At 70.5% G+C, this 18,520-nt stretch carries 17 protein-coding genes; 13 read left to right on the top strand and 4 right to left on the bottom strand.

Annotated elements, in window-relative coordinates:
* Nucleotides 1–5: 5 nt before the first annotated feature.
* Together ACIQMR_RS22405 and ACIQMR_RS22400 are read right to left on the bottom strand one after the other, a co-directional pair.
* Complete coding sequence (locus ACIQMR_RS22405) at nucleotides 6–491, bottom strand: heme-degrading domain-containing protein (RefSeq protein ID WP_401389957.1); 486 nt, start codon at nucleotides 489–491, stop codon at nucleotides 6–8.
* The gene (locus ACIQMR_RS22400) at nucleotides 488–1,579 is read right to left on the bottom strand and encodes a Gfo/Idh/MocA family oxidoreductase (RefSeq protein ID WP_401389954.1); all 1,092 of its coding nucleotides are present in this window, start codon (nucleotides 1,577–1,579) and stop codon (nucleotides 488–490) included. The genes ACIQMR_RS22405 and ACIQMR_RS22400 overlap by 4 nt, the downstream gene beginning before the upstream one ends.
* A 56-nt stretch (nucleotides 1,580–1,635) precedes the next feature.
* Here ACIQMR_RS22400 and ACIQMR_RS22395 point away from each other — a divergent pair, with 56 nt between their 5' ends.
* The 13 genes from ACIQMR_RS22395 to ACIQMR_RS22335 all read left to right on the top strand — a co-directional run bounded on the left by ACIQMR_RS22395 (nucleotide 1,636) and on the right by ACIQMR_RS22335 (nucleotide 14,222).
* Nucleotides 1,636–2,808: an ROK family protein gene (locus ACIQMR_RS22395; protein WP_401389951.1), complete on the top strand. Its 1,173-nt coding sequence runs from the start codon at nucleotides 1,636–1,638 to the stop codon at nucleotides 2,806–2,808.
* 115 nt (nucleotides 2,809–2,923) lie between these two features.
* Nucleotides 2,924–3,946 (top strand): hypothetical protein, encoded by a 1,023-nt coding sequence (locus ACIQMR_RS22390; protein ID WP_401389948.1) that lies wholly within the window; start codon nucleotides 2,924–2,926, stop codon nucleotides 3,944–3,946.
* Nucleotides 3,947–4,090: 144 nt separating this feature from the next.
* On the top strand, nucleotides 4,091–4,858 hold the full coding sequence (locus tag ACIQMR_RS22385) for a GntR family transcriptional regulator (RefSeq protein ID WP_401389945.1): 768 nt from the start codon (nucleotides 4,091–4,093) through the stop codon (nucleotides 4,856–4,858).
* 132 nt (nucleotides 4,859–4,990) lie between these two features.
* Nucleotides 4,991–6,127: a TIGR03364 family FAD-dependent oxidoreductase gene (locus ACIQMR_RS22380; RefSeq protein ID WP_401389942.1), complete on the top strand. Its 1,137-nt coding sequence runs from the start codon at nucleotides 4,991–4,993 to the stop codon at nucleotides 6,125–6,127.
* A 32-nt stretch (nucleotides 6,128–6,159) separates the two neighbouring features.
* A complete protein-coding gene (locus ACIQMR_RS22375) occupies nucleotides 6,160–6,891 on the top strand; it encodes a phosphonatase-like hydrolase (RefSeq protein WP_401390312.1) in 732 nt (243 codons plus the stop codon).
* Nucleotides 6,888–7,949 (top strand): ABC transporter ATP-binding protein, encoded by a 1,062-nt coding sequence (locus ACIQMR_RS22370; protein WP_401389939.1) that lies wholly within the window; start codon nucleotides 6,888–6,890, stop codon nucleotides 7,947–7,949. Before ACIQMR_RS22375 ends, ACIQMR_RS22370 begins: the two co-directional genes overlap by 4 nt.
* On the top strand, nucleotides 7,942–8,832 hold the full coding sequence (locus ACIQMR_RS22365) for a 2-aminoethylphosphonate ABC transporter permease subunit (RefSeq protein ID WP_401389936.1): 891 nt from the start codon (nucleotides 7,942–7,944) through the stop codon (nucleotides 8,830–8,832). The genes ACIQMR_RS22370 and ACIQMR_RS22365 overlap by 8 nt, the downstream gene beginning before the upstream one ends.
* Nucleotides 8,819–9,616 (top strand): ABC transporter permease, encoded by a 798-nt coding sequence (locus ACIQMR_RS22360; RefSeq protein ID WP_401389934.1) that lies wholly within the window; start codon nucleotides 8,819–8,821, stop codon nucleotides 9,614–9,616. The genes ACIQMR_RS22365 and ACIQMR_RS22360 overlap by 14 nt, the downstream gene beginning before the upstream one ends.
* A gap of 70 nt (nucleotides 9,617–9,686) precedes the next feature.
* Entirely contained in the window at nucleotides 9,687–10,748 is a 1,062-nt protein-coding gene (locus ACIQMR_RS22355; RefSeq protein WP_401389931.1) for a 2-aminoethylphosphonate ABC transporter substrate-binding protein, read from the top strand.
* Between the two features lie 110 nt (nucleotides 10,749–10,858).
* Entirely contained in the window at nucleotides 10,859–11,638 is a 780-nt protein-coding gene (locus tag ACIQMR_RS22350) for an HAD-IIA family hydrolase (protein ID WP_266373894.1), read from the top strand.
* A gap of 81 nt (nucleotides 11,639–11,719) precedes the next feature.
* Nucleotides 11,720–12,412 (top strand): hypothetical protein, encoded by a 693-nt coding sequence (locus tag ACIQMR_RS22345; protein ID WP_401389928.1) that lies wholly within the window; start codon nucleotides 11,720–11,722, stop codon nucleotides 12,410–12,412.
* A 4-nt stretch (nucleotides 12,413–12,416) separates the two neighbouring features.
* The gene (locus tag ACIQMR_RS22340; RefSeq protein WP_358669269.1) at nucleotides 12,417–13,085 is read left to right on the top strand and encodes a class F sortase; all 669 of its coding nucleotides are present in this window, start codon (nucleotides 12,417–12,419) and stop codon (nucleotides 13,083–13,085) included.
* Between the two features lie 135 nt (nucleotides 13,086–13,220).
* Complete coding sequence (locus ACIQMR_RS22335; protein WP_401389925.1) at nucleotides 13,221–14,222, top strand: glycoside hydrolase family 6 protein; 1,002 nt, start codon at nucleotides 13,221–13,223, stop codon at nucleotides 14,220–14,222.
* Between the two features lie 105 nt (nucleotides 14,223–14,327).
* Here the strand turns inward: ACIQMR_RS22335 and ACIQMR_RS22330 are convergent, their stop codons facing one another.
* Both ACIQMR_RS22330 and ACIQMR_RS22325 read right to left on the bottom strand, forming a co-directional pair.
* Nucleotides 14,328–16,280, bottom strand: coding sequence for a galactose oxidase-like domain-containing protein (locus ACIQMR_RS22330; RefSeq protein WP_401389922.1), 1,953 nt, complete (start codon nucleotides 16,278–16,280; stop codon nucleotides 14,328–14,330).
* A complete protein-coding gene (locus tag ACIQMR_RS22325; RefSeq protein WP_401389919.1) occupies nucleotides 16,277–18,217 on the bottom strand; it encodes a glycosyltransferase in 1,941 nt (646 codons plus the stop codon). The genes ACIQMR_RS22330 and ACIQMR_RS22325 overlap by 4 nt, the downstream gene beginning before the upstream one ends.
* Between the last annotated feature and the right edge of the window lie 303 nt (nucleotides 18,218–18,520).

Genomic DNA, 18,520 nt, shown 5'->3' with positions numbered 1-18,520 from the left:
GCGGGTCAGGTGGCGAGGAGGCGATCCAGCGCCTCCACCACCATCGCGTGGTCCTCGGCCTGCGGGAGGCCGGAGACCGTGACCGTGCCGATGACACCGGCGCCTTCGACGCGGATCGGGAACGATCCGCCGTGCGCCGCGTACCGGTCGGGATCGAGGCGGGACGACTCCTCGAACGTCGTCCCCTTCGCGCGGAAGCGGCTGCCGACGAGGAACGAGCTCTCGCCGTAGCGCTCGACGACCCGGCGCTTGCGGTCGATCCACGCGTCGTTGTCCGCCGACGACCCGGCCAGGGCGCAGTGGAAGAGCTGCTGCGCGCCGCGCCGGATGTCGATCGCGACCGGCGCGTTCCGCTCGCGCGCCAGCTCGACGAGCATCGAGCCGAGAGCCCACGCGTCGTCGTACGTGAAGCGGGGCAGCGTCAGGCGCAGTTCCTGCTCCTCGAGCGCGGCGACGCCGGTGAGACCCGGGTCCGTGGTGCCGCCGCTCATGAGCCGATCCTCACGGTGACGCCCTCGCGGGCGGAGCGGCGGGCCGCCTCCAGGACGTCGAGGGCGTCAGCGGCCTCGTATGCGGTGACCGGCGGAGCGGTGCCGTCGCGCAGGGCGGCGGCGATGCCCGCGTAGTACGCCGGGTAGTCGCCGGGCAGGGTCTCGACGGGACGTCCCCCGCCGGTCAGCGGCGACTCGCCCGAGCCGATACGTCCCCACAGCGACTGCGGTTCCGTGCCCCACGGCAGACCGGGACCGGGGCGCTTGCCGTCGCGGAGCGCGGCCTCCTGCGGATCGAGGCCGTACTTCACATAGCCGGCGGCCGAGCCGAGGACGCGGAAGCGCGGGCCGAGCTGGGCGGTGGTGGCGCTCATGTACAGGTGGGAGCGGACGCCGTTCGCGTGCGTGATGGCGATGAACGTGTCGTCGTCGGTCTCGGCACCCGGGCGGCGTGCGTCCGACTCCGCGTACACCTGGACCGCCGGGCCGAAGAGGACCAGCGCCTGGTCGACGACATGGCTGCCCAGGTCGTAGAGGAGACCGCCGATCTCCTCCGGGGCGCCGGACTCGCGCCAGCCGCCCTTGAGCTGGGGACGCCAGCGCTCGAAACGGGACTCGAAGCGCTGCACATCGCCGAGTTCGCCGTCCGCGAGGAGCCCGCGGAGGGTGAGGAAGTCGTTGTCCCAGCGGCGGTTCTGGAAGACGGAGAGCAGCAGGCCCCGCTTGTCGGCGAGGGCGGCGAGTTCGCGTGCGGCGGCGGCGGTGCCGGCGAGCGGCTTGTCCACGACGACGGGGAGGCCGGCCATGAGGGCGGCGGTGGCGACCGGGACATGCGTCTTGTTCGGGGACGCGATCACGATGAGGTCGAGATCGCCGGCGTGCTCCCACAGCTCGTCGGACGTGGCCGCGAAGCGGACGTCGGGGAACTCGGCACGGGCCTGCTCGCGGCGCTCCTCGTTCGACGTCACGATCGTGTCGAGGACGAGGCCCTCGGTGGCGGCGATCAGCGGGGCGTGGAACACGGAGCCCGCGAGGCCGTAGCCGACGAGTCCTACGCGGATGGGGGAGCCGATGCCGGTGCCTGTCATGACATCCACTTAAGCAACGCTGTTGCCAAAGCGCAAGCGCGCAGGACAATGGCGGGGTGAAGAGGACCAACACGGGTGCGAACCTCCCGGTGCTGCGCAGCCACAACGCGGCGCTGGTGCTGGATCTGCTGAGGGTGGCCGACCGCGACGGGATCAGCCGGCTGGAGCTCGCCGAGGGCACCGGGCTCACGCCCCAGGCCGTCAGCAAGATCACGGCGAGGCTGCGGGCGGAGGGACTGGCGACCGAGGCGGGCCGCCGTGCCTCGACCGGGGGCAAACCCCGCACCGTCCTGCGCCTCGTCCCGTCCGCGGCCCACGCGGTGGGCCTGCAACTCGATCGCGACGAGCTGACGGCGGTACTCGTCGACCTCGCCGGCACGGTCGTCGCGTCGCGCACCCGGCCGCTGGACCTGAGCGGTTCGGTGCCGGACGTCGTCGCGGCGGCGACGGACGAGGTCCGGGCCCTGCTGGAGCACGAACTGGACCACGAGACGGAGAGGGTGCTGGGCGTCGGGGTCGGGATGCCTGGACCGCTGGACCACTGGAGCGGGGTGCCGGGCCGCGTGACCGGGGCGCCGAGGTGGGAGGGAGTTCCGCTCCGGGCGGAGCTGGGGGAGCGGCTCGGGCTGACGGTCGTCCTGGACAAGGACACCAACGCCGCCGCGCTCGGGCTCGCACTGCGCGGACGGCCGACGGGTTCACAGGACTCCGGTTCCGGTTCCGTTTCCGGTTCCGATTCGGTTTCCGGTTCCGATTCGGTTTCTGAAGCCGCGGAGTCGTTCGCGTATCTCCACCTCGGTACGGGCCTGGGCGCCGGGCTCGTGCTCGGCGGGACGCTCCACCGGGGCGCACGCACCGGTGCGGGGGAGTTCGGCCATCAGGTCGTCCAGCTCGACGGGCCCGCCTGTTCCTGCGGCAACCGCGGGTGTATCGAGGCGCTGTGCCTCGCCGCCGTCGCCCGTGGCGAGCTCGACGAGGCGGCGCGCGTCCTCGGTACCGGTGCCGCCAATCTCGTACGGCTGCTAGATGTCGACCAGGTCCTGCTCGGTGGGCGTACCGTCGCCGCGGCCGGGGAGACGTTCGTCCGCGGGGTCCGCGCGGTGATCGGCGACGATGCCGTGTACGTCGCACTGGCGGACGCGGGCCCGTACCCCGTCGCGGAGGGCGCCGCGCAGCTCGTCCTCGCCCCGCTCTTCGGTCGCACGGACGGCGAAAGGCTCGGCCAGTAGGGCGTAATTGTGTGATTGTCCGGCCGCTCGGCGGCGTCGGTGCCGGGCCGGCGGGCGCCTGCGTGGCAGCGTCGGTTCTCCACGCCGCCCACGCTCGCGACCAGCAGAGGTTCTCATGCGCCTGCGCACCGCCCTTGCCGCCGGAGCCGCCACAGCCGCCATCGCTCCCGTCGCCCTGGCGGGCCTGGCCCCCGCCCCCGCGCAGGCCGCGGAGCCGTCACCGCATCCCTCTCCTTCGCATCCCGCTTCCGCCTCCACCTCCTCTTCCCCTTCGCGTTCCGCTTCCGTTTCCGGCTCCTCCGGCTCCGCTTCGTCCCGGCTCGCGGCATCGGCGTCCGCGTCGCCCGCGGCGCCCGGTGGCGTGCCCGTCGACGAGCTGCCGTCCTGCGGCGACGTGGGCGCGGCGGAGTTCCCGGTCGCCGCCCGCATCGTGGAGGGCCCGGCGCAGTACCGGGCCGGAGCGGGCGCTCATGAGTTCTCCGTCGAACTGACCAACACCACGGCCGAGCCCTGCCTGAACATCCACCCCGTCGTCGTGCTCACCGGACAGGGGCGGGCGCTCACCCCCGACCGGATCCGGATGGAGTTCCTCGACGCGGGAGTGCAGATCTGGCGCCCCGTCACCATCGAGAAGACGGAGCAGGGGGAGGCGGTCGGAGCCTTCGGCGCCGGGGCGGGCGGGTTCGCGGGTCTGTCCCTCCCCGCGCGGGGCACCTTCACCGTTCGGGTACGTCTCGGCTTCCCCGACCGCGCCACCGCCCCGGATACCGTGGTGGCCAACGCCGCCGTCGTCCAGCGGCGTGGGGCGGACGGCGACTGGGTCGGGGAGTCCAACGACTACCGCTTCAGCATCCTGGCCGCGGAGCCCACCGGCCGGGCCACGGAACCCGAAAGCCCGCCGGACGGGAGCAGCGAGCCCCAGTCCACGGGCGTGTCCGCGAACCCCTCCGGGAACTCGTCCGGCGATGTGTCCGGCACGGAGGACACCGGGACGACGTGGCAGGACGGGCACGAGCTGGCCGCGACCGGCACCGGACCCCGGTACGCGATCGGGCTCGCCGCGGCCGGCGGCGCGCTCCTGGCCGGATCGCTGGTCCTCCTCTTCGGGAGGCGTCGGCTCCGCTCCCGGCCCCGCTGACCGGGACCCTCCGCGGTCCCGCTGACCAGCCCCGCTCCCCGGCCCCTCCGCGGTCCCGCTGACCAGCCCCTTCACCGTCCCGTTCACCGCGCCGTCCGCCGGCCGTTCACCTGCCCGTTCACGAGGATCTGGCAACATCCCGGCGTGGACTACCCGAACTACCCGAACGACCAGGCGCCGGGCGCACCCGTACGCTCCGGAATCCCCGAGCACGGCCGCATCCCCAAGTACTACGCCGTCAAGGCCCAAGTGGCCGCCCTGATAGACGACTTGGGCGAAGGCGGGCTGCTGCCCACCGAACGTGATCTCGCCGTGCGGTTCGACGTCTCGCGTGAGACCGTGCGCCAGGCGCTGCGCGAACTCCTCCTCGAAGGCCGGCTGCGCCGCCAGGGCCGCGGGACCGTCGTCGCCGGCCCCAAGCTGGAGCAGCCGCTCTCGCTCGCCAGCTACACCGAAGGCGTACGCAGGCAGGGTCTTACGCCCGGACGTCACCTCATCTCCCTCGACCGTTTCCCGTGCCCGCCGCGGCTCGCCGAGGAGACCGGGCTGGAGCGAGGCGAGCCCGTCTGGCACATGGAGCGGTTGCTGCTCGCGGACGACGAGCGGGTCGGCCTGGAGAGTACGTACGTCTCCGTCGCGCGCGTGCCGCGCCTCGACAGCGACTTCGATCCCGACTCGTCCTTCTACGCCTACCTCCGCGACCGGCTCGGGATCGGCTTCGGGGACGCGGACGAACGGATCGAGACGGTGCTGGCGACCCCGCGCGAGGCGCTGCTCATCGGCACCCCGCCCGCCCTGCCCATGCTGCTGATCCACCGGGTTTCGCGGGACACGGCCAAGCGGCCCCTGGAGCGGGTACGGACGCTCTACCGCGGGGACCGATTCAGCTTCTCGGCCCACCTCGGCGGCTGATCCGGCACCGCGCTCACCACCGCCTTCAGGTCACGGAAAGATAACGGGTCTAGGCCAAGCTTGACGGCCCGTTCACCGTCCCGTTGCCGACCGGCCCTCGCCGGGTCACCCGTCGCGAGGACCGTTGCGGCCATGCGAGTCATCGTCGTAGGAGCCGGCGTGGTGGGAACCATGCACGCCTGGCAAGCAGTGGAGCGCGGCCACGAGGTCGTACAGATCGAGCGGGAGGCCGAGGCGCGCGGGGCGAGCCTGCGCAACTTCGGGCAGATTTGGGTGAGTGGCCGCGCCGGCGGCGAGGAGCTGGAGACCGCGCTGCGGGCGCGGGAGCTGTGGGAGGGCATCGGTGCCCGGATTCCCGAGCTCGGGTTCCGGGCCATCGGCTCGCTGACGCCCGTACGGAACGATCTCGAACTCGCCGTCGCCGAGGCCGCCGTCGCCCGGGCCGACGCCGCCGCCCGCGGCTACAAGCTGGTCACCGCGGACGAGGCGCGCGCCATCAACCCGGCGCTGCGCGGCGAGTTCGTGGCGGCCCTGCACTGCGAGCGGGACGCGGCCGTGGAGCCCCGCACCGCACAACTCGTCCTGCGCAAGGCTCTGCTGGCCTCCGGCCGTTACACCTTTCTGCCCGGACGCGAGGTCCGCGAGGTCATCGAGTCCGGCAAGGACGGGCGCAGCGGCGTGCGCGACGACCACGGCGAGGTCCACACCGCGGACGCCGTCGTCCTGTGCACCGGGGCATGGCTCGGCGGCCTCGTCCGCGAGATTGCCGGGGACATCCCCGTGCGCCGCGTACGCCTCCAGATGGCGCAGACCGACCCGCTCGGCGAGCCGCTCACCACCTCCGTGGCCGATGCCGACTCCTTCCGCTACTACCCGGCGTACGCGTCCGAGGCACTCGACGCGCTCGACGCCGGTCAGGCGCAGGAGCCGGTGGCCGCCGCGCACAGGATGCAGCTGCTGATGGTGCAGCGCCGCGACGGCGGGCTGACCATCGGCGACACCCACGAGTACGAGCACCCCTTCGCGTTCGACACCCTCGAGGACCCCTACGAGCACCTCACGCGGGTCATCGAGGGCTTCCTCGGCCGGCCGCTGCCGACGATCCGCCGCCGCTGGGCCGGGGTGTACGCGCAGTGCACCGACACCTCCCGCGTCGTCCACCGCCAGCAGGTGCGCGACGGCGTGTGGCTGGTGACGGGACCGGGCGGGCGCGGCATGACCTGCTCGCCCGCCATCGCCGAGACGACCGCCGACGAGCTGGGCTGGTGAACCCCCACATGAAGGTGAACCCCCACATGAACATGAACGCAGGCACGGACATGAACGCAGACACGACCACGCACCTGAGCGACCTCAACCTCGTCGTCCTCGACATGGCCGGCACCACCGTCGCCGACGGCGGCCTCGTCGAGCAGGCCTTCACCGCGGCCGCCGAACGCATGGGCGCCGCACCGGAGTCGATGCCCGGCATGCTCGACCACGTACGCGCCACCATGGGCGAGTCCAAGATCACCGTCTTCCGTCACCTCTTCGGCGACGAGACCCGCGCCCAGGCGGCCAACAAGGCCTTCGAGGTGGCGTACGGCGAACTCGTCGACGGCGGCCGCATCGCCGAGATCCCCGGCGCCCGCTCCGCCATCGAGACCCTGCGCGAGCAGGGCAGGACCGTCGTCCTCACCACCGGCTTCGCCCGTGTCACCCAGGACGCGATCCTCGACGCGCTCGGCTGGCAGGGCCTGGCGGACCTCACCCTCTGCCCCGCCGACGCGGGCGGCCGTGGCCGTCCCTACCCGGACATGGTGCTCGCCGCGTTCCTGCGCACCGGCGCGGTGGACGGCGTGCGGCAGGTCGTGGTCGCGGGCGACACCTCGTACGACATGGTCAGCGGTGTTCGCGCCGGCGCGGGCGTCGTGGCGGGCGTGCGGACCGGCGCGCACGACGAGCCGCAGCTGACGGCGAACGGTGCCACGCACGTCCTCGGTTCCGTCGCCGAACTGCCCGCGCTGCTGGCGCAGCTGGAGGACGACGCATGACCAGCGGCATCCACTTCGACCGCGTGTCCGTCGCCTACGGCGGCAACACCGTCCTCGACACACTCGACCTGACGGTCGAGCCCGGCGAGGTCATGGCCCTGCTCGGCCCCTCCGGCTCGGGCAAGACGACCGCGCTGCGCGCGGTCGCCGGATTCGTACGGCCCGTCTCCGGGCGGGTGTTCATCGGCGACCGGGACGTCACCGATCTGCCGCCGCACCGGCGCGGCATCGGCATGGTCGTGCAGCAGTACGCCCTCTTCCCGCATCTGCGGGTCGAGGACAACGTCGCCTTCGGGCTGAAGGCGCAGAAGGCCCCCAAGGCCCAGATACCCGGGCGGGTCGCCGAGGCGCTGGAGATGACCGGCATGGCGGCGTACGCCAAGCGCTATCCGCGGGAGCTCTCGGGCGGGCAGCAGCAGCGCGTCGCGATCGCGCGCGCTCTCGCGATCCGGCCGAAGGTGCTGCTCCTCGACGAACCGCTGTCCGCGCTGGACGCGCAGCTTCGCTCCGGCATGCTCGCCGAACTGGCACGGCTGCACCGTGAGTTGCCCGACGTGTCCATCCTGTACGTCACACACGACCAGGTCGAGGCGCTGACGCTCGCCGACCGGATCGCGGTCATGGACAAGGCGCGGCTGCAGGACTGCGGCACACCGCAGGACCTGTACCGGCGGCCGCGCACGGAGTTCACGGCGTCGTTCGTCGGGAACGCGAACCTGCTGCCGGTGACGATCGGGACGGCGGGGGCGGACGTCGTCACCTTCGCCGGGCAGGACCTGAAGGTCGCGTCGGGCGAAGCCCTCCCGGGTGCGACGGCCACGCTGTGCGTACGGCCGCACCTCGTCGGGCTCGGCGAGGGCCCGAACGCGCTGCGCGGGCGGGTCGCCGAAGTGCAGTGGCGCGGTGCCACGCACCGGCTGTACGTGGACGTCGACGGGCACCGGGTCAAGGCGGACCTGCGCGAACTGCGGCTGCCTCCGGCCCTGGGCGAGGAAGTGACGGTGCACTTCGCGCCCGAGGACGCGGTGCTGCTGGCCGCGGGGGTGACCGATGGCTAGCCCCGGTGGAGGTCTCGCGGAACCGCAGGCGGTGCCGCACGCGGTGCCGGGTGTGCTGCCCGGGCGTTCCGGCCCGGCGGCACGGAAGGCCACGACGGTGCTGTGGGTGCTCCCGCCCGTCGCCGTCCTCGCGCTCGTCTTCCTCTATCCCCTCGCCCTCGTCGTCCAGGAATCCCTCGCCCCCGGCGCCTACGCCGACGTCTTCGCGTCCGAGGCCTTCCGGGAGGCGCTGGGCACCACCGTGTGGCTGGCCGTCGGGTCGACCGTCGGATGTCTGGTCCTCGGGTTCACGCTCGCGCTGATCATCGCGTTCGTGCCGTTCCCGGGCGGCAAGGCGGTGGCCAAGTTCATCGACGTCTTCCTCTCCTTCCCGTCCTTCCTCATCACGCTCGCGCTGCTCTTCATCTACGGCACCGTGGGCATGGCCAACGGACTGTGGACGGATGTCACGGGAGCGCCGAGCGGACCGTTCCACTTCCTGACGACGCCCTGGGGCGTGCTCCTCGCCGAGATCACGTACTTCACACCGTTCGTGATGCGGCCCCTGCTCGCCGCGTTCTCGCAGCTCGACACGGCGCAGCTGGAGGTCGCCTCGTCCCTCGGCGCGCGGCCCGCGCGCATCGTCCGGCAGGTGATCCTCCCCGAGGCGCTCCCCGCGCTCGCCGCCGGCGGCAGCCTCGTCCTCGTCATGTGCCTCAACGAGTTCGGCATCGTGCTCTTCACCGGCGCCAAGGGCGTCACGACGCTCCCGATGCTCGTGTACAGCAAGGCGATCCTCGAGTCCGACTACGCGGCCGCCTGTGTCGTCGCGGTCGTCAACATCGCGATCTCCGTGGGCCTTTACGGCCTCTACCGGGTGGTGAGCAAGCGTGCTGGTGCATAGCCGTACGGGCAGGTGGGCCACCTGGGTCCTCTTCTTCGCCCTCTTCGTCCCCCTCTTCGCGCTGCCGCTCCTGGTCATCGTCGCCGCGTCGCTGTCGACCAACTGGTCCGGGGCGTTCCCGTCCGGCCCGACCACCGAGCACTACGCCTCCGCCGTCCGCGGCGAGTCGCTGCAGGCGCTCACCACCAGCCTGATCACGGCGGTCACCGCCAGCCTGCTGGCGCTCGTCGTCGGCACCTGGGCCGCCCTCGCCGCGGCGGCCCTGAAGAAGCGCGGCCGCCGGATCCTCGACGCACTCTTCATGCTGCCGGTCGCCGTACCGTCCGTCGTCGTCGGTCTCGCCGTCCTCGTCGCCTTCTCCCAGCCGCCGATGCTCCTCAACGGCACACGCTGGATCGTGATCCTCGCGCACACCGTTCTTGTGACGGCGTTCGCCTACCAGTCGGTCTCGGCGGCCATCCTGCGTCTCGACCCGATGTACGAGCAGGCGGCGGCCAGTCTTGGCGCCCGCCCCTCGTACGTCCTGTGGCGGGTGAAGCTGCCGCTCCTGCTGCCGTCGCTGAACGCGGCCGCAGGACTCTGCTTCGCCCTGTCCATGGGCGAGTTGAGCGCCACGATGATGCTCTACCCGCCGGACTGGATGCCGCTGCCGGTGCTGATCTTCACCGCCACCGACCGTGGCTCCCTCTTCACCGGTTCCGCCGTCGCCGTGGTCCTCATGGCCACGACGCTGCTCGTCCTGCTCGCCGTCTCCCGTATCCGCACCAGGGCCTCGTTCCGCTAGGCCCTGGGGCCCCGTTCCACCCGTCCCCGCACACCGTCACAGACAGTCCCGACAGGAGTTGTCCCACGCCATGCGCCGCAACGTCATCACGGTCACCGCCGCCGTCACCGGCAGCCTCGCCCTCGCCGCCACCCTCACCGCCTGCTCAGGCTCCTCCGCCGCCTCCGACGAGAAGGTCGTCACCGTCTACAGCGCCGACGGCCTCAAGGGCGAGAACGGCGACGGCTGGTACGACCAGGTCTTCAAGGACTTCGAGAAGGAGACCGGCATCAAGGTCAAGTACGTCGAGGGCGGCTCGGGCGAGATGGTGCAGCGCGCCGCCCGCGAGAAGAGCAACACCCAGGCCGACGTGCTCGTCACCCTCCCCCCGTTCATCCAGCAGGCCGACTCCAAGGGGCTGCTCCAGGCGTACGAGCCGGCCGGCGCGGACAAGGTCAACGGCGCCGACAAGTCCGGCGACGGCAAGTGGACCTCCGTCGTGAACAACTACTTCGGCTTCATCTACAACAAGAAGGAGCTGGCCGAGGCCCCGAAGACCTGGGAGGAGCTCCTGGACGGCACGTTCAAGGACAAGCTCCAGTACTCGACCCCGGGCGTCGCCGGCGACGGAACCGCCGTCGTCATCAAGGCCATGCACGACTTCGGCGGCGAGGAGCCGGCGATGGAGTACCTGAAGAAGCTCCAGGCCAACAACGTCGGCCCGTCCTCCTCCACCTCCAAGCTCGCCCCCAAGGTGGACAAGGGCGAGATCCTCGTCGCCAACGGTGACGTCCAGATGAACTTCGCCCAGTCCAAGTCCATGCCGAACCTCGGCATCTGGTTCCCGGCGAAGGCGGGCGGCAAGCCCACGACGTTCGCGCTCCCGTACGCCGCCGGCCTCGTCAGCGATGCCCCGCACACCGAGAACGGCAAGAAGCTCCTCGACTACATGCTGGGCGAGAAGGCCCAGAAGCAGGTCAGCGAGATCGGCGGCGGCTTCGCGGCACGCTCCGACATCAAGGCCACCGACGCCAACGCCATCGAGCTGACCAAGATCCTGGCAGGCGTTCAGGTGTTCGAGCCGAACTGGAAGGACATCGACACGAACCTCCAGAAGTACGTCGATTCCTGGAAGTCCGCCACCGGTAGCTGACCGGTGATCGACGGGGTCACTATCCCGTCCACCTGATTACGCTGGGGGCGTCGGCACACCGTCGTGGCGGCGCCCCACCAGCACGTCCGCACACAGCAGGAGTCCGCTTCATGGCCGAGCGTAAGCCGATCGAATCCTGGCTCACCGACATGGACGGTGTTCTCATCCATGAAGGCGTCCCGATCCCGGGCGCCGACTCCTTCATCAAGAAGCTCCGCGAGACCGGGAAGCCCTTCCTGGTCCTGACGAACAATTCCATCTACACCCCCCGTGACCTGCACGCCCGGCTCGCCCGTATGGGTCTGGACGTGCCGGTCGAGAACATCTGGACGTCGGCGCTGGCCACCGCCAAGTTCCTGGACGACCAGCGTCCCGGCGGCACGGCGTACGTCATCGGCGAGGCCGGTCTGACCACCGCGCTGCACGACATCGGGTACGTCCTCACCGACCACGACCCCGACTACGTGGTCCTCGGCGAGACCCGGACGTACAGCTTCGAGGCCCTGACGAAGGCGATCCGGCTGATCAACGGCGGGGCGCGCTTCATCGGCACCAACCCGGACGAGACCGGCCCGTCGGCCGAGGGCCCGCTGCCGGCCACCGGATCCGTCGCCGCGCTGATCACGAAGGCCACGGGGAAGGACCCGTACTTCGTGGGCAAGCCGAATCCGCTGATGATGCGGGCCGGGCTGAACGCGATAGGGGCCCACTCGGAGTCCAGCGCGATGATCGGCGACCGGATGGACACCGACGTGCTGGCCGGCCTGGAGGCCGGCATGGAGACGTTCCTGGTGCTGACCGGCCTGACCACGCCCGCCGACATCGACCGCTACCCGTTCCGGCCGTCGAACGTGGCCGATTCGATCGCGGATCTCGTCGACCGGATCTGAGGCGGTACTGACCCGTCTGGGTCTGCTGGAGATGCGGAAACGGGCGGAACGCGTGAATCTTCTGATACCAGGAGGTTCACAATGCGTTCAGTTCCGATTGCTCTCCGTGTGGTGGGGGCGGCCGCCGGTTTCCTGATTCTGGCGCCCGCCACCGGGACCGCGCACGCAGACGAAGGCGAGCAGCTCAGAGTCACGGTCCTCAACCCCGCCATCGCCCAGCCCGACGGGAAACAGGGCGAGGAGGAGCAGCAGAACCAGAGACAGGACCGCGAGGACCAGAACGGCAAGAAGGATCCGAAGCAGGATCAGGGGTCCGGGGAAGTGAAGAAGGATCCGAAGCAGGATCAGGGGTCCGGCGAAGGCAAGAAGGATCCGAAGCAGGACCAGGGGTCCGGCGAAGGCAAGAAGGATCCCAAGCAGGATCAGGGATCCGGCGAAGGCAAGAAGGACCGTGAAAGCCAGGGCGGGGACCGCGAGGGGCAGGGCGGGGACGACGAGGACGAGGGCGACGACGAGGGCGGGGGCGAGGACGAGACCTCGCTCGACGATCTCCAGGACCCCGACCCCGCGCAGACTCCGGTCGCTCCGGTACGGGCCGGTGGTGGCGGCGCCGCCACCGAGCCGGCTGCCGCTCATGCCGCCAAGTCCGCCGACACCCAGGGCCCCGGGACCCCGCACACGGTGATCGGGCTGGTCCTCGCCGGAGTCGCGGCCGTGGCCGTCGCCTTCCGCAGCGCCCGCCGCCGGCGCATCGGCTCCTCGGACCGGGACTGAACGCGTGTCCTCCGGTGAACGCGCGCCGGGCAACGGCCGGCTGCTCACGGGGCTGGCCTGGGCCATCCTGCTGCTGGCGCTGTGGCTCTGGGGCCGGGACGCCACCGACGGCCCCGGTGGGGCCTCCGCCCCCACGACCGGCGATGTGGCCGCGGTCGGCCGCCCGCTCGGTGTGCCGCTGCCGCCCGCCCGCGATCCGCTGACACCCGTGGGGCCGAGCCGGGTGGACATCCCGTCGATCGGCGTTTCCGCCCCGGTCGTCGCGCGCGGGCTCGACACGACGGGTGCGGTCGAGCCGCCGCCGTACGAAGTGCCCAACACCGTCGGCTGGTTCGGCACCGGTACCCGGCCCGGAGCCAGGGGCGCCGCGCTCTTCGTCGGCCATGTCGACACCACGACCAAGCCGGCGGTCTTCTACAACCTCAGCGCGGCCCGCCCCGGAGAGAAGATCCGGGTTACCCGCACGGACGGCTCGGTCGCCGTCTTCACCATCGACGACGTCCAGGTCTTCAGCAGGGAGAGGTTCGACGCCCAGAAGGTCTACGGGGTGCGCGAGCCGGGCCGCGCGGAACTCCGGCTGATCACCTGCGGCGGCACCTACGACAAGAAGACCAGCTCGTACACGGCGAACGTCGTGGTGTCGGCGTATCTGACGGAGGCCCGGGGCGTCTGACCGAGGCCCGGGGCCGCATGACCTCGTGGCCGGGCCGGGCCGTGTGCCAGGATGGATTCGACCGGGCTTGTCCGGGGTGCGGGCACCCTGGGGGGACGGCCCCGGCACCATGCACCATGCACCAAGGGGGAGTGGATGTACGGCAGTCAGGTCGGGCGTGCCCGCTGGACGGCGGTCGCGGTGGGGGCCGCGCTGCTCGCGGCGGGCTGTTCCTCCTCCGACGGTGACGGGGCGAAGCCGGCTGCCCAGCAGCCCAAGGCGACGGATCCGTACTGGGTCAACCCCGAGGGGAACGCGGCGAAGCAGGTGGCCTCGTACCTCGACGACGGCGACGACAAGAACGCCGAACTGATCAGGAAGATCGCGGCACAGCCGGTGGGCGAGTGGATCGGCCCCGACAACCCCGAGGCCGAGGCGAAGGGCTACACGGAAGCCGCCGCGAAGGCCGACCGCGATGCCCTGCTGGTCCTCTACAACATCCCGCACCGCGACTGCGGACAGTTCTCCAAGGGGGGCGCCGCGGACGGTGACGCGTACCGCGCGTGGGTCGACAAGGTCGCCGAGGGCATCGGCGACCGCCGGGCCACGGTCGTCCTGGAACCCGACGCCGTGCTGCACCTCGTGGACGGCTGCACCCCGGCCGAATACCACGAGGAGCGGTTCGACCTGCTGAAGGGCGCCATCGAGCGGCTCAAGCAGCAGCCCGCGACGAAGGTCTACCTGGACGCGGGCAACGCCGGCTGGGCCGACCCGGACTCCCTCCCCGAGCCGCTGGCGCGGGCGGGCATCGGCAAGGCCGACGGCTTCGCGGTGAACGTCTCCAACTTCCAGACCACCGGGGCCAGCAAGGACTACGGCCACAAGCTCTCCGCGAAGGTCGGCGGCAAGCACTTCGTGATCGACACCAGCCGCAACGGCAACGGGCCGTACACGCAGGGCGATCCGAAGGAGAACTGGTGCAACCCGCCGGGCCGCGCGCTCGGCGACGTCCCGACGACGAAGACCGGCGATCCGCTCGTCGACGCCTATCTGTGGGTGAAGCGGCCGGGCGAGTCGGACGGCGACTGCAAGGGCGGCCCGAAGGCGGGCGACTGGTACCCGCAGTACGCGCTGGAGCTGGCCCGCAACACGAAGTAGGAGTCCGCCCACGGCAGTCCGCCCCCGTGCCCGCGCTCCTCGGACTGCCGGAGGGGCCCCAAGGAGCCCCTCCGGCGAACCCGGCCCAAGCCGGGGAGAGGACCTCTACGGGACCTCCACCCACACACCCTCCGACGGCGTGCCGTCGGCGTCCGTCACGAAGAGCATGTACCAGCCGGACGGCACCAGGGACCGGTTCTTCGGCACCGTGACCTTGAAGCCGTCGGCCGTCTTCGTCATCTCCAGCGCGATCGTGCGCTGGTCCACGTCGGTCACATGCGTGACGGCGCTCGGCCGCATCAGCTTCGCCGACGTCAGCTTCGCCGCCTGCGGGCTGCGATACGTCGCCGATCCGCCGCGCTCGATCCTCTTCGGGCCGCCGGTGACCTCCGGCCGCCCGTCCCGGTACAGATACGGCGGCGTGTAGATCTCGATGCGCTGCTCGAAGACGCCCGGCTTGGTGTTGGCGTCGTCGGCGAACAGCGAGTCCGAGCCGAAGATCATCACGCGGCCGTCGGGCAGCAGGACCGACCCGGAGTGGTAGTTGCGGCCCACCCGCGGATCGGCCACCCGCTTGTACGTCCCCGACTTCGTGTCGTACGTCCGCGCCTCGAGGACGTTGGAGCCGCCGCGCCCTCGGTAGTCCTCCGAGCCGCCGGTGACCAGCACGCTGTCGTCGGGCAGCAGCGAGGCGCTCGGATAGCGCGTGCCCTTGTCCAGCGAAGCGCCGTCCTTGAAGCGCGGGTCGGGGTCCTTGAGGTCGACCAGCCGGGACTTCTCGCTGGACTTCTCCGACTCGCCGACACCGCCGCCGCCGATGACCATGAACCGCTGGTCCTGGGCGGGCGGCAGCATGACCGTCGCGGACGTCTCCATCCGGTCCGGGTCGCTCAGTCCGGGGATCTTCTTGAACTTGTTGGTGTCCAGATCCCAGATGCCAGGGTCACGGCCGACGTCGGCCGGACCGTATCCCGCGTTCGAACCCGAGTAGAAGAGCTTCCCGTTGTCCATCAGGAAGATCGCGGGGTAGGTCGGGAAGCGCCGCTCGATCCCCGTGTACTCCCACTTCTTCGTCTTCGGGTCGTAGATCTCGTCCTTGCCCGGGACGATCTGGCCGATCTCGTCGAGGCCGGAGAGCGAGAGGACCTTGCCGTCCTCGAGGGTGGTGAGCGTCGGGTACCAGCGGGCCTCGTTCATCGGGTCGACGGTGATGTACTTCTCCGCCACCGGGTCGAACTCGTAGGCCTCCTTGATGCCCTGGAAGTCCTTCTTGTCGAGGGCGAGCTTCTGCGCGATGCCGTAGACGTTGCGGCTGTCGGAGCCCTTGAGGCCGTGCACCCGGTAGTTGTCCTCGGTGCCGGTCTCGTACGACTTGCCCGACTCCTCGGCCTCGACGTAGATGCGGCCGAGCCCCGCCTCCGTGCGCAGGAAGCGGCCGGTCTGCTTGTCGAAGACCTTCTTGGCCTTCTCGACGAGCACCGGGTCCTTCGAGACGAAGGTCTTGCCGTTCTTCTTGCCGGTGAACTTGGTGCCCGCGGGGAGCGTGATCGGCTTGTCCGGGTCCTCGTTGTGGACGATCATCAGGCCGCCGGCCTTGGTGACGTCGCCCCCGAGCTTCTCGTACCGCTTGGTGCCGCCCGCGACCAGCAGCTTCCCGTCGGGAAGCTGGGTGTGCCCGGCGCAGAACATGTCCTTGGGCGTCGGTATGAGCTTGTACCCGTTGGTCTTCGGGTCCCAGAGCACCGACTCGAACTTCTTCGCGTCGAAGTTCTTCTGGTTGTTTCCCGAGCCCGCGATCAGCAGCACCTTGCCCGTGTGCAGCAACGCCGCGTGGATCGAGTTGATCCTGAACTCGGAGGGGACCTCGAGGTAGTCCCAATGGCCGTTCTCCGCCTTGTACTCCGGCCGGTTGATCTTGTACTCGTGGTACTGCTCCGAGCCGTACCGGTACAGGGCCGGCCCGTTGAACCCGGCGATCACCGCCACGACCGCCACGCCGATCAGTATCCGCCGGGCCCGGTTCTTGCGGTGGTTCGGCCGGACGGGAAGTGCGCTCATTTCTTACGTCCCCCAAGGGCGATCTGCATGGTCTGGTCCGCGGGGGCCCACTCGGGCTGCTGCTGCGGGTCATGGGCGGCCGGCGGCGCGGGCTCGGAGCCCCTGCCGCGCGACGGCTTCGCACGGCGCCGGCTCCTGCGCTTCTTCTCCTCGCGAATGGAGTACCGCCAGGCGAAGATGGGCGCCGCGGTGATCAGCAGGGCCAGGCCGGCCCAGGTGATCATCGCGGGGTGGTCGTGCCCGAAGTAGAACGAGGACGCGAGCGAGCCGCCGAAGATCAGGATGAAGAACAGGTGGATGCGGAAGGTGCCGAAGAGGGTGTCCGGGCTGGAGGAATCGCCCTTGGGTGTCACCACGAAGCTGCTCTTGCGGCGCAGTGCGGCGTCCATCAGGGAACGGGCGTAGATCGGCGCGGAGAGCGCGGACATCACCATGCCGGCGAGGCCGCCGGAGCCCTCGGGCTCGTGCGGCGAGACGTTGTGACGGCGGTTCCAGATGTAGAGGCCGATCTGCAGCGCCGACGCGTTGCCGTACAGCATCATCCAGATCGCCGGGTCGATCTGCACACCCGAAGCGCCCATGCCGAGGAACAGGGCGCAGCTGAGCGCCGCCAGGATCCAGTTCATGGCGGACATCGGATAGAAGATGATCATCATCGTGTAGTTGAAGAGCTTGCCGGGCGGCAGTGTCCCGTAGCCCCTCCAGTACTGCTTGAGGATCGTCTCGTAGGTGCCTCGTGACCAGCGCAGCTGCTGGGTGAAGAAGTCGGTCCAGGCGGTCGGGCCCTCGCCGACGGCCAGCACGTCCGGGGTGTAGACCGAGCGCCACTTGTTGCCGGTCTCGGGGTTGCGGGCGCGGTGCATCTCGAAGCCCGTCGCCATGTCCTCGGTGATCGAGTCGTACAGCCCGCCGATCTGCTTGAGCGCCCTGATGCGGACGGCGTTGGACGTGCCGACGAACATGGGGGCGCCGTAGCGGTTGCCCGCGCGCTGGATCAGGGCGTGGAAGAGGAACTGCTGGGACTCGGCGGCCTTGGTGACGAAGGTGTCGTAGTTGCCGTAGACCTGCGGACCGATGACGAAGCCGACGTCCGGGTCGCGGAAGTACCCGAGCATCCGCTCCAGGTAGTTGGGCATGGGCACGTGGTCGGTGTCGACGGACGCGAAGAAGTCGTAGTCCCCGCCGTGTGCCTCGAGCCAGGCGTTGTAGTTGCCGTGCTTGGTCTTGGCCCGGTGGGCGCCCTTGGGCTGGTTCCACTTCGCGACGCCCTTGCGGGAGAAGTGGTGGACCCCGAGCCGTGCGCAGACCTCCTTGACGGCCGGGTCGTCGCCCTCGTCGAGCAGCCAGACGTGCATCAGCCCGCGGTGGCGGATCCGCACCGCCGCCTCGAGGGTCTTCGTCACCATCTCCAGGGGCTCCTTGCCCGGCACGAAGGAGGTGAGGAAGGCGACCCGGGTGCCGGTCTCCGGCACGACCGGGACGGGGTCACGGGCGACGAGTGTCGCGTGCGCGTTCGACAGGACGTTCATCGTGCGGAAGAGCTCGATCAGGCCGATCGAGACGAGCATGACGATGTCGAGCCACAGAAGCAGATCGTTCTTGAGGTTCGGGTCGCGCTCGGTCCAGTGCTGCGGCTGCATCAGCCAGGCGAACAGGCCCAGCGAGACCAGCGGCGCGGCTCCGAGGAGCAGCGCGGCCCGGATACGGTGCGGCTCCTGCGAAAGCAGCGAGCGGTACTGCACCTTGTACGGTTTCGAAGGGTCGGGCTGGGTCAGGGGACCGGCCAGCCTGCTGTAGTGCTCGTAGTCGTACCGCGGCAGCGCCTTCTTGGGGCGCGACCGGTGGCTTCCCGTCCTGAGCTGCGGAGGAACCCGGAGCTGTGTGGTACGGGAAGGGTCGTTGTCCTGCTGCCGGGCGCCATGTGGCGTCGACGTCATGAGTCATCCCCCCGCATGCCTGATGGCTGCGTGATTGTGCGTGGTCGGTGTGGTCCGGACCGGGGCTCCCCTTGGCCGACCGTCCCGGACGCATCAATGGCAGGCCACCGTCCCCGTAGACATAAAACGATGGTCTTCCGGTTGCATGATGCCCGTCGGGGCACCGGTTCGTGAACGGGACCCCCATCCCTGGCCGGTAGAGACGGGAGAATTCCCTCGAATCACCCAAGTCGCAACTGTTTGAGCCCGCGGACCCCTTGGGGCCGCGGACTCTCAGGACAGGCTCTCGGAGCGGGGACGTGA

It is taken from the genome of Streptomyces sp. NPDC091376, from assembly GCF_044757085.1.
Taxonomy (GTDB): Bacteria; Actinomycetota; Actinomycetes; order Streptomycetales; family Streptomycetaceae; genus Streptomyces; species Streptomyces pratisoli.
Note: the sequence above shows the minus strand (reverse complement) of the source record. Positions and strands in the feature narration are given on the sequence as shown.